Raw genomic sequence first — 10,345 nt, 5'->3', positions numbered from 1 at the left:
ATGGCCAGTTTTGGGGCCGCTGGAGCTGTCAGGGGCCATGACATTGCGTATTCGGCGGAAGATGTCAGTCAGAGGATGGCGATAGTTCCGACCGGCGCATCGTTCGTGGCGGCCACGGTCTCTCCGATCACAGGGTGGCCCGGAAGCTCACCCACCACCAGCAGGCCGCCTGACGTTTGGGCATCTGCCAGGAACAGCAGATCTTCCTCTGTGGTGCCGGAACCCACGTCAAGGTGTGGGCGCACCCAGTCCAGATTGCGTCGGGTACCACCGGAGACGAACCCATCACGCAGGGCCTCCGCGGCACCCTCCACCGCAGGCACAGCTGCACGGTCAAGCACCGCACTCACCCCGGAAGCCCGAGCCATTTTGAACAAGTGACCCAACAGGCCAAAGCCCGTCACATCCGTGGCGGCCTTGATCCCGGCTGAGACGGCAGCCCGGGACACATCCCTGTTGAGCTGGGTCATGGTGGCAATCGCCGCCTGGAACACCTCACCTGTTTGCTTGTGCCGGTTGTTCAACAGACCCAATCCGATGGGTTTGGTGAGGGTGATGGGTAACCCGGGCTGGGCGGCGTCGTTGCGGAGGAGATCATCCGGGCGCGCGGTTCCGGTGACGGCCATACCGTATTTGGGTTCGGGGTCGTCAATGGTGTGGCCACCGATCACCGGGCAACCGGCTTCCCGGCCGATGTCCAGACCCCCCTGTAGAACCTCTGCCATCAGCTCCATGGGGAGTACGCCACGCGGCCACCCCACCAGGTTGATGGCCACCACCGGGGTGCCTCCCATGGCGTAAATGTCGGAGAGCGCATTGGCCGCTGCAATCCGGCCCCAGTCATAGGCGTTGTCCACCACCGGTGTGAAGAAGTCCGCAGTGGAGAGCACCGCAAGGTTGTCCTGGATACGGACGGCAGCGGCGTCGTCGCCGTCGTCCAAGCCCACCAGCACGTCAGGGTGAGACTGCCCGGCCAAGCCGGCCACGGCTTCCTCCAGCTCCCCCGGCGGAATCTTGCACGCGCACCCGCCCCCGTGGGCGTAGCTGGTCAGGCGGTTCAAGGTTGTCGGGGTCTGCGCGTCAGCTGGCATGAACCCACCGTACTCCCGCACGCCAGAACCCGGTGATAAGGGGCCCTTATGGGCTTGATGGAGGAGTATGGGTCGGCTAGGCGCAGTGAGGAAATTCTGCGCCTTCGGCGCCTCCTGGCCCTCCGCGCCATGGCGGCCAGTGGACTGTCTCAGCGTCAAATTGCAGCGCACCTTGGCCTCACTCAGTCGGCAGTGAGTCAGCAGCTCAAGTCCGCACCAGATACCCGAGCGGTGCACCCAGAAATCCTGCTCCAAGCAACAGCCCCCGTGCTGAAGGAGCTTGCAGCCAATCACGGCTATACCAAGCTCGCCATTTTCGGTTCTGTGGCCCGTGGTGAAGCTCGACTCAACTCAGGTATTGACCTCTTGGTTGAAGCACCCGAAGGGACATCATCGTTTGGGTTCATGCAGTTCAAGAGTGTCTTGGAGCTAACTCTGGGACGCGCCATAGATCTGGCCCCCTACGCAGCCCTGACGTCGCCAGCATCCTCTGACATAGGCCACGAGGCGGTGATGCTGTGGGAAGCGGAAGCGCTTTCGGGAGCAGTCGAGCCAGTCAGCAGGCCTGTGATTTTTGGTGATCTTGCTGGGCAAATCCACATAAGCGACGACTTTGACTCTGGATCGGTGTTCGATTCGGCAGACTGAGCGACGCATTCACCCACACCTGACCCGGTGATAGATTCGAGTGACGGAGGCGTCCGTGTTCCTGGTGGGCACCCCGGTCTTCAAAACCGGTGAGACCGAGTATCTCGGTCTGGCGGGTTCGATTCCCGTCCGCCTCCGCCAAGACTTCAGGCACCGCGGCCGCAGCACGACGACGCCCCGTGCCCCACCCCGCACAAAGGTGAGCCAGTGGCACGGAAGGTGAGTGACGTGGCACAGGACGATCCCCGGCGGGCCATCCCACGCACAGATGGTCTGATGAGATTACCTGAGGTCCTGGCCGCGATGGAGCGCTTGTCCGCCACCACCATCAAAGCCCGCATCCGAGCAGCGCAGGACCGTGCCCGGTCAGGTGAGATCACCCCGGACGCCGTTGTGGATGAGGTGATTGGTTCGCTGGAGGACCGCGGCGCCACATCGTTGACACCGGTCCTCAATGCCACGGGGATTGTGGTGCACACCAACTTGGGGCGGGCTCCCTTGTCTGTTGCCGCAACTCAGGCCATCACGGATGCAGCCGGCTACGTGGATGTGGAGATGGACTTGGTCTCCGGGCGCCGGTCAAAGCGCGGTATAGGGGCCCGGCAAGCGCTATTGGATGCTTGTCCGGCAGCAGAAGATGCCCTGGTGGTCAACAACGGCGCCGGTGCGTTGGTCCTGGCCACCACAGCTTTGGCCTTCCAGCAAGAGGTGATCATCAGTCGCGGTGAGTTCGTGGAGATCGGTGCCGGATTTCGACTCTCCGACCTGATGACCTCCACCGGCGCTGTTCTGCGGGAGGTGGGGACCACCAATCGGACCCACGTCAGCGACTACACGCAGGCCCTCAACGATCACACCGGCTGCATTCTGAAGGTCCACCCCAGCAACTTCAGGGTCAGCGGCTTCACCTCCGGGGTGGAGATCGCCCAGTTGAGTGATGTGGCACGTCAGGCAGGGGTTCCCCTGATCGTGGACGTGGGCAGCGGCCTGCTCCATCACGACCCCGCCTTACATGACGAACCCGATCTGACCTCCGCTTTGGAGGCCGGGGCCGATGTGGTGATCGCCAGCGGGGACAAACTGTTGGGCGGCCCGCAGGCTGGGCTGCTGCTGGGTCGCACGGAGATCATCCAGAAGTTGGCCAAGCACCCGTTGGCCCGCGCGGTGCGCTGCGACAAACTCACCCTGGCCGCTCTGGAGGCCACCCTCAACGGACCGGCAACCCCCGTTCACCAGTATCTTCACTCGGATCCGGAAGCTCTCAAAGTCCGCGCGGAGCGTTTGGCGCAGTCCATTGCGGCGGCCGGGCACAAATCCGTGAGCGTGGTCCCCCATGACGGCCGCGTGGGCGGCGGTGGCGCCCCGGGAGTTCCCCTGCCCGGATGGGCCGTGCGCCTCCCCGAATCCGTGGCGGGAGTCCTACGCTTGGGCGACCCAGGCGTGGTGGGTCGCATACACAACGGCGCCTGCCTGCTCGACCTCCGCTGCGTCCCAGAGCACGACGACGACCGCCTGGCCCACGCTGTGATCACGGCGATGAGCAGGATTCAGTACCGGGCACAGCCCAATAGATGACCCTGGCAGAAGGTTGACTGGGTCAAGTAGCCTCAACATTCAAGCAAGAAAAAGCCCCGGGCGCTTGCATCAGAGGCACACACGGGGCGTTCAATCAACAAGATAGCACTGCGAGGTGGCCATGGTCGAGTACTCATCCGAGGCTGTGTGCGCCGCATTCTCTGGCCAGCGCCTGGAGCCCTATGCGAACCGCTCTGCCGGTGATCTGGACCGCACGCTGGACCTCTACGCATGGAATACGAGGATGTCAGCAGCAGCGTTCGAGACAGTGGCTCATCTTGAAGTGCTATTTCGTAACGCCATCGACCGTGAACTTTCGCTTCACTTTCAAGAAAGAACCAGGGGAATCCCATGGTTCTTGTCTCAACCACCTGTGACCGCGGAGATGACTGCATCCATTGATGCTGTTCGCCAACGCCTCCGGCGGGAGAATATCGACAACCGACACCAAATTGTTGCCGGACTGTCCTTCGGATTTTGGGCCGGAATGTTGGGAGGTAGGTATGACGAGCTCTGGCGATCTGCGTTGCACCGGGCGTTTCCTCGTGTGTTGCATCGAAGAGACGATGTGCTGTGGACCGAAGAGCACGCAGCTCACCTGGAAACATCTTCTGATCGGAACGATCGAAAAATAGCAAGAATCATTCGGTCTTCTCGTCAACACGTATGGACCGAGGGTATGTACCAGGTGTTTCTCTTGTCCCAGTCAGGCGACCCAGACCACCGAACACTCCCCGGCCCCGTGGTCAACACGGCTTCAGGGCGTGGCAGTGCATACGTACAGGGTCAGCGATACACCTCGCTACATGCCTTAGAAACAGCGAAAAGCACAGAAGACCTTTGATGAATCACGTGGTGGCCACCGCCGGGCACGTGGATCACGGCAAGTCCACGCTGGTCAGGGCACTGACGGGCATTGAACCGGACCGCTGGGCAGAGGAGAAACGCCGCGGGCTGACCATTGATCTGGGCTTCGCCTGGACCACGCTGCCATCCGGGCGGGAGGTCTCCTTTGTGGACGTACCCGGTCATGAGCGGTTTCTGGGCAACATGCTGGCTGGGCTGGGACCGGCCCCGGTGGTGTGTTTTGTGGTGGCCGTTGATGAAGGCTGGCAGGCGCAGTCCTCCGACCACCGGGATGCCGTGGCGGCCTTGGGCATCACCCGCGGGGTGATCGTGCTGAGCCGGATAGACAAAGCTCCGGACCTGGTGGAGGCGGTGACCCGGGAGGTTCGCCGGGAGCTGGCGGACACAGGACTGCGTGATGCCCCGGTGGCTGCCGTCTCAGCCGTGGATGGCACCGGGTTGGATCAGTTGCGTGACACGTTGGACCGGGTCTTGGCCCAGAACCCGGTGCCGCACGCCGACCAGAGGGTTCGTCTGTGGGTGGATCGGGCCTTCAGCATCAAGGGTGCCGGCACCGTGGCCACCGGAACCCTGGGCTCAGGCGCCCTGGCAGTGGGGCAGAGCCTCACCGTTATCAGTGAGACCAGCACCTCAGTGACGATCCGCGGCCTCCAGAGCCACAAGAGCACCACCGATCAGCTGTTGGCCACCACACGCGCCGCCGTGAATCTCCGTGGAGTTTCTGCAGGCGAGATCAACCGGGGGGATGTTCTGGTCACCCCGGGTGCTTGGCCCACCACCCAAGAGTTCGACCTTCACCGCACCACCGGACCCGCCTTCACCCAGGTGCCTTCGGAGGTTGTGCTGCACGTGGGCAGTGCTGGCATCCCTGCCCACCTCCGCCCGTTCGACGATCATCACGCCCGCCTCAGGATCGAGCGCCACATCCCCGTGATTCCCGGCGACCGCGTGATCTTGCGTTACCCCGCCGCAGAAGTGGTCCTGGGTGGGGGCCGCATCCTGGACATCAACCCCTACCCGCTCAGCCGCCGCGGTGACAGCGCCCGCCACACGGCGTGGTTGCGCACTCTTCCCGACGACGGCGATGCCAGCTCCCTGGTCATCCGCCACGGTGCTGTGTCCAGGGCCCACCTCATGCAGTTGGGGCTGCTGGCCCAGGCTGACTCCACGCCAGATTCACCCGAGGTTCAGGAGGTGGCGGGGTGGTGGATTCACCAGGCTGAACTCACCCGGTGGGTGGATACGGTCCGCGCCGAGGTGGCCACCATCCATGCGCGGAGCCCCATGGCACCGGGGATGGCCGTGGGCGCAGTTCCAGAACTGTTGGGCATCACGGATTCCGCACTGGTCAAAGCTGTGATTGGAAAATCCGGGCTGACTCAGAACGGCGGCTATCTGGCCCATCGGGACCATCAACCAGACCTGGGGCCCGCGGAACTCGGTCTCCAAGCGCTGGAAAAACACCTGGCGGTCAACCCCTTTGATTCGCCGGAGGCCCACGATCTGACGCGGTGGGGTCTTGGCTCCAGAGAGCTGGCCACCGCCGAAAGGTTGGGTCGGATTGTGAGGGTGGGCGGGGGCGTCGTCGTACTGCCGAACGCCCCCGCCCTGGCCATGCGTGAACTGGCCAGGTTGGAGCAACCCTTCACCGCAAGCCAGGCGCGCCTAGCCCTGGGAACCACGCGCCGTGTGGCCATCCCGCTGCTGGAGCACCTGGATGCCCGCGGCTGGACCCAACGTGTGGACGGCACACGGCGCACCATCCGGCGTTGACCTGAGCGTGGTGCGCCCCGGTCACCCAGCCATGCGATTCAGTCCGTGAACAGCTCCCGGTAATACTGCGCCTGAGAGGGGTAGTAATCCGTGAAAGCCACTGCCGCCGGATCGCCGCCGGTCTCCGCGGCCACCAGCCGGTCCAGGTAAAACTCCCACCCGGGACCGGCCTGACTGGCCAACTCGGGATCGGACAAGCGGTGTGAAAGCTCCACGGTGACCCCACCGGATGGGTGATCCACCACATCCAGCTCCAGATGCCACCCGCCGGCCGCCTCCCCAGTTTCCAGCACCAGCTTGCGCGGGGCATCACACTGCAGCACCCGCGACTCCATTTCCGGGTGGCCTTCCTCAGCCATCATCTGCACCGTAATCACGCCGGATGCAGGGTCACCGTGCCACGGACCAAACCACTGTTCAGTACGGGAAGAATCCGTGACAGCATTCCAAGCGTCCTGAACATCGGTGGCGAATTCCCTGGCCAACACCAAATACGAATCCGTACCATCCTGACGGCGACTTCCTGTGGGCGTGGGTGACACCGTGACCTCCTCGGGTGTAGTCATTTCAGTTGGCGGGCAATTCCGCTGCATGAGTCCAGTTGGACGGGAACTTGGGCTGGGCAATATCGGCCATTTTGGCGCACACGCGAACCACCTGGCTGGAGTACCCGAATTCGTTGTCGTACCAGGCGTAAACCACCACGGTTTTGTTGTTGACCACCGTGGCCAACCCGTCCACCACACACGCGTAACGCGAGCCCACAAGATCGGAGGAGACCGTTTCCGGGGAGTCCGTGAAGTCAATCTGCCGACTCAACGGAGAATCCAGGGAGGTACCGCGCAAGAACTGGTTGAGTTCCTGCGCATCCGCCGGAGCCTGATCCAGTTGCAGGGTCAGCACCGCCATGGACACATCCGGAACAGGCACCCGGATGGCGTTGCCCGTGAGCTTGCCTTCCATCTCCGGCAATGCTTTGGCCACGGCCTTGGCGGCACCGGTTTCCGTGAGCACCATGTTCAGCCCGGCAGCCCGGCCTCTGCGTTCGCCCTTGTGGTAGTTGTCCGTGAGGTTCTGATCATTGGTGAAGGCGTGAACGGTCTCCACGTGGCCCTGCTGAATGCCGTAACGATCATTGATCACCTTGACCACCGGCGTGATGGCATTGGTGGTGCAGGAGGCTGCGGAAATGATCCGGTCATCTGATTCAATGTCTGAATCATTGACACCGCACACAATGTTTTTCATGGCGCCCTTACCGGGGGCGGTGAGCAGCACCTTGGAGATACCGGGTGATTCCAGGTGCCGAGCCAGCCCTTCAATATCACGCCAAACGCCCGTGTTGTCAATCAGAATGGCATTGTCAATCCCGTAGTCGCGATAATCAACTGCTGCCGGTGAATCCGCGTAAATCACTTGGATGTCCACGCCGTTGGCGGAAATCACATTGCGCTGTTCATCCACCAGGATGGAGCCGTTGAACTTGCCGTGAATGGAGTCACGGCGCAGGAGGGACGCACGTTTGACCAGATCATTGCCCGGCTTTTTGCGCACCACCACAGCGCGCAGCTTCAATCCGGTCCCGTCAAAGCGCTCCACCAGAATGCGGGCCAGCAAGCGGCCAATACGGCCAAATCCGTACAGCACCACGTCCCGAGTTTCCGGGGTGTTCTGACCCTGCTGATCCACCACGGAGGCCAGCTGTTCCCGCAGGTACTGCTCGGTGTCTTCGCGCTGGGACTCAGCCAATCCGGCAGCCAGCTTGCCCAGGTCGATCTGGCACGTTCCCAGCTTCAAGCCCTGCAAGATGTTCAGCATCTCCCAGGTGCTCTGCGTGGTCAGCTCTTGACCCACCACACGGCGAGCAAACCGATGCGCTTTGAGAATGTCCGTCACGGATTTGTGAACCAGCGAACGACCGTGAATGCTCAACACCACTTTGTTTTCGCGGTAGAGCTTGCCGATCATGGGAACCATGGCCTCCGCGCGGGTTTCGCGTTCGGCCCATGTTTCAACTGCAGACACTGATGCCCTGCTTCCTCGGCCGCACGTCCTTGTGACAGCCGCTTTGTTGTATCGAGTGCTGGTGGCATCACGGCCGACGCCAAGGGTGAGCGCCCGCCGTTGAGATCGCCGCCACTGATCCTACCGGTGCCATCTCACCCACACACACCTCCGCCGTGCCCTCCCAAAGGTCCACCTTTCACGCCGTCTTTTGCGCCGCGGAGGGTTTTGTTTCCGCCCACTGTGTGTTGACTGCACGTTCACACTCTGGAACACAGGCGGGAAGTTTTGGTCACAAGGCCGCAGCGGAGTTGACTAGGCAAGTACCTGAACGCCTCCCGCAAGGATGGACATGTCACAGACACCTCCCGAGAACACCGGCTCCACCAACCCGGAGCCTCACAACAACCCCGGCCCGCCGCACTACCAGACTCCGCAAGGTTCGGAGCAGCCCACATCTCAGCCTTCCGGCGCCCCGGTGGCGGGACAACCCGCCTACAACCCCGGGCAGCAAGCCAACACAGGTTATGGCTACACGCCCCAGCAGAACCAGGGATTCACTCAGCCCGGAGGTTCTCCGGCACGCGGTGCCGGCACCGGCGAGCCCAATTTCTTCAAGGCGTTGTTCGACTTCTCCTTCAAGAACTTTGTGACCATCCGCTTTGCCGGTGTGCTCTTTGGCGTTGGCTTGGCAGCGATTGTGCTGGGTTGGTTGATCTTCACCATCGCAGCCTTCACGGACTCCGCAGCTGCGGGCATGTTGATGTTCGTGTTCGGCGCCGTCTTCGCGTTCGTTTACATCATCCTGTTCCGCGTGACCATTGAGTTCTACGTGGCCATGGTGCGCACCGCGCAGAACACCAGCCTCCTGGTGGAGCAAAACAAGCGCTAACCCCGGGCCCCTTGCTGCCGAGTGTCCGAGTTTGGTCGTTTCCAGGGCATGGAAACGACCAAACTCGGACACTCGGCAGTAGTGGGGAAGGGGGTCAGGCTAGGGTCAGGGCGATTTCCATCATCTGGGTGAAAGCTGTCTGACGCTCCTGCGGCGTGGTTTCCTCCGCCCGCATGATGTGGTCACTGACCGTGAACAGAGCCAACGCATTCACCCCCGCAGCGGCGGCGTTCATGTAGAGCGCCGCCGCTTCCATTTCCACGGCCAGCAGTCCCATGGCCGCCCACCGACCATTGACCTGATCGTTGGCGTTGTAGAACACATCGCTGGAGACCACGCCGCCCACATGGGTCCGCACGCCCAGATCATCGGCAGCTCGCTTGGCCTGTTCCAACAGCCCATAGGAGGCCAACGGGGCATATGTCCCAGGCAACTGATACTGGCTGGCGTAGTTGGAATCCGTGGAGGCACCCTGCGCCAGTACGACGTCGTACAGGTTCAGCTCATCCTGCAACGCGCCGCAGGAGCCCACCCGGATCAGGTTCTTGACCCCAAACACGTTGATGAGTTCCCAGCTGTAAATGCCCATGGAAGGCATGCCCATACCGGTTCCCATCACGGAAACCTCGCGGCCCCGGTACATACCGGTGAAACCCAACATGCCACGAACCCGGTTGAACTGCTGAGTGTTCTCCAGATAGTTCTCCGCAATGAACTTGGCCCGCAGGGGATCACCCGGCAGCAGGATGGTCTCCGCAATGGGTACGCCGTCCGGCTGGATGTGCGGCGTGGACTTGCCTGCGGTGTCAATCATGAAAATCTCCCGAGTGGTTCAACTGTGCAGCGTATGGTCACGTGCCTGCGCCTGGATTCATCCGTCAGCATGTCATGTCTGCTCAGTCACCTCCCTGTTGCCGTGCCTTGAACATCTGAGGAAGATGGATTGCGGTTACATCCACACAAGCCACTGACACACGCACTGGAGGAAAACATCATGGCAAGCGTTTACACAGCAGAAGCCATTGCCACGGGAGCGGGCCGGGATGGTCACACCCGCACCGTGGATGGCCGCATTGACCTTGATTTGGCCGTTCCCAAGGAGATGGGTGGTTCTGGCAACGGTGCCAATCCCGAGGAACTGTTCGCCGCCGGATATGCCGCCTGCTTCCACTCCGCTCTGCAGCTGGTGGCGCGGAAGGAGAAAGTTGACCTGGGTGATTCCAGCGTTGGCGCTCGGGTGGGCATTGGTCCCAACGACGCCGGTGGGTTCGCTTTGGAGGTCACACTGGAAATCGTGATCCCCGATCTGGACCACGACAAGGCCGTTGAGCTGGCAGAAAAGGCCCACCAGGTGTGCCCGTACTCCAACGCCACCCGGGGCAACATTCCCGTTGAACTGGTGGTCACCGACGACTGATCTGCCTCCGACCGCCGAGCATCGAGTTGTGGCGCCCCCCCCCCCCGGGGGGGGGGCCCCCCCCCCGGGGGGGGGGGG

The 10,345-nt window shown here is 62.4% G+C and carries 9 protein-coding genes and 1 tRNA gene; 6 read left to right on the top strand and 4 right to left on the bottom strand.

The genetic code is table 11. From position 1 onward, the window contains the following. Positions 1-68: 68 nt before the first annotated feature. Positions 69-1,091, bottom strand: coding sequence for a selenide, water dikinase SelD (gene selD / locus Q4G32_RS04745; protein WP_303349602.1), 1,023 nt, complete (start codon positions 1,089-1,091; stop codon positions 69-71). 48 nt (positions 1,092-1,139) lie between these two features. Here selD and Q4G32_RS04740 point away from each other — a divergent pair, with 48 nt between their 5' ends. The 4 genes from Q4G32_RS04740 to selB all read left to right on the top strand — a co-directional run bounded on the left by Q4G32_RS04740 (position 1,140) and on the right by selB (position 5,954). Beyond that, positions 1,140-1,739, top strand: a complete 600-nt coding sequence (locus tag Q4G32_RS04740; RefSeq protein ID WP_368660362.1) for a nucleotidyltransferase domain-containing protein — start codon at positions 1,140-1,142, stop codon at positions 1,737-1,739. Between the two features lie 45 nt (positions 1,740-1,784). Continuing rightward, positions 1,785-1,880: transfer RNA gene (locus tag Q4G32_RS04735), tRNA-Sec, on the top strand. An 87-nt stretch (positions 1,881-1,967) separates the two neighbouring features. Continuing rightward, positions 1,968-3,314 carry an L-seryl-tRNA(Sec) selenium transferase gene (gene selA / locus Q4G32_RS04730; protein ID WP_303349600.1) on the top strand — a complete coding sequence of 449 codons (1,347 nt, stop codon included), beginning with the start codon at positions 1,968-1,970 and terminating at the stop codon, positions 3,312-3,314. Between the two features lie 843 nt (positions 3,315-4,157). Beyond that, positions 4,158-5,954, top strand: coding sequence for a selenocysteine-specific translation elongation factor (gene selB / locus Q4G32_RS04725; protein ID WP_303349599.1), 1,797 nt, complete (start codon positions 4,158-4,160; stop codon positions 5,952-5,954). 38 nt (positions 5,955-5,992) lie between these two features. Here selB and Q4G32_RS04720 read toward each other — a convergent pair whose 3' ends face one another. Together Q4G32_RS04720 and Q4G32_RS04715 are read right to left on the bottom strand one after the other, a co-directional pair. Beyond that, the gene (locus Q4G32_RS04720; protein ID WP_303349597.1) at positions 5,993-6,496 is read right to left on the bottom strand and encodes an SRPBCC domain-containing protein; all 504 of its coding nucleotides are present in this window, start codon (positions 6,494-6,496) and stop codon (positions 5,993-5,995) included. A gap of 25 nt (positions 6,497-6,521) precedes the next feature. Beyond that, on the bottom strand, positions 6,522-7,979 hold the full coding sequence (locus Q4G32_RS04715) for a glyceraldehyde-3-phosphate dehydrogenase (RefSeq protein WP_303349595.1): 1,458 nt from the start codon (positions 7,977-7,979) through the stop codon (positions 6,522-6,524). A gap of 331 nt (positions 7,980-8,310) precedes the next feature. Here Q4G32_RS04715 and Q4G32_RS04710 point away from each other — a divergent pair, with 331 nt between their 5' ends. Continuing rightward, positions 8,311-8,850, top strand: coding sequence for a DUF4282 domain-containing protein (locus tag Q4G32_RS04710; RefSeq protein ID WP_303349593.1), 540 nt, complete (start codon positions 8,311-8,313; stop codon positions 8,848-8,850). A gap of 94 nt (positions 8,851-8,944) precedes the next feature. On the opposite strand, the gene deoD is transcribed toward Q4G32_RS04710, so the two are convergent. Continuing rightward, complete coding sequence (deoD, locus tag Q4G32_RS04705) at positions 8,945-9,664, bottom strand: purine-nucleoside phosphorylase (RefSeq protein ID WP_303349591.1); 720 nt, start codon at positions 9,662-9,664, stop codon at positions 8,945-8,947. A 180-nt stretch (positions 9,665-9,844) separates the two neighbouring features. Here deoD and Q4G32_RS04700 point away from each other — a divergent pair, with 180 nt between their 5' ends. Next, a complete protein-coding gene (locus Q4G32_RS04700; protein ID WP_303349589.1) occupies positions 9,845-10,267 on the top strand; it encodes an organic hydroperoxide resistance protein in 423 nt (140 codons plus the stop codon). The last annotated feature ends 78 nt before the right edge of the window (positions 10,268-10,345 follow it).

Source organism: Kocuria sp. (assembly GCF_030538595.1).
Taxonomy (GTDB): Bacteria; Actinomycetota; Actinomycetes; order Actinomycetales; family Micrococcaceae; genus Kocuria.
The sequence above is the reverse complement of the archived record's forward strand: the minus strand, read 5'-3'. Positions and strand labels throughout refer to the sequence as shown.

Bases quoted from the DNA above. Each gene is read 5' to 3' on its own strand.
- Q4G32_RS04700 (WP_303349589.1), top strand. From the start codon at position 9,845: ATGGCAAGCGTTTACACAGCAGAAGCCATTGCCACGGGAGCGGGCCGG.
- Q4G32_RS04710 (WP_303349593.1), top strand. From the start codon at position 8,311: ATGTCACAGACACCTCCCGAGAACACCGGCTCCACCAACCCGGAGCCT.
- Q4G32_RS04740 (WP_368660362.1), top strand. From the start codon at position 1,140: ATGGGCTTGATGGAGGAGTATGGGTCGGCTAGGCGCAGTGAGGAAATT.
- deoD (WP_303349591.1), bottom strand. From the start codon at position 9,664: ATGATTGACACCGCAGGCAAGTCCACGCCGCACATCCAGCCGGACGGC.
- selD (WP_303349602.1), bottom strand. From the start codon at position 1,091: ATGCCAGCTGACGCGCAGACCCCGACAACCTTGAACCGCCTGACCAGC.
- selB (WP_303349599.1), top strand. From the start codon at position 4,158: ATGAATCACGTGGTGGCCACCGCCGGGCACGTGGATCACGGCAAGTCC.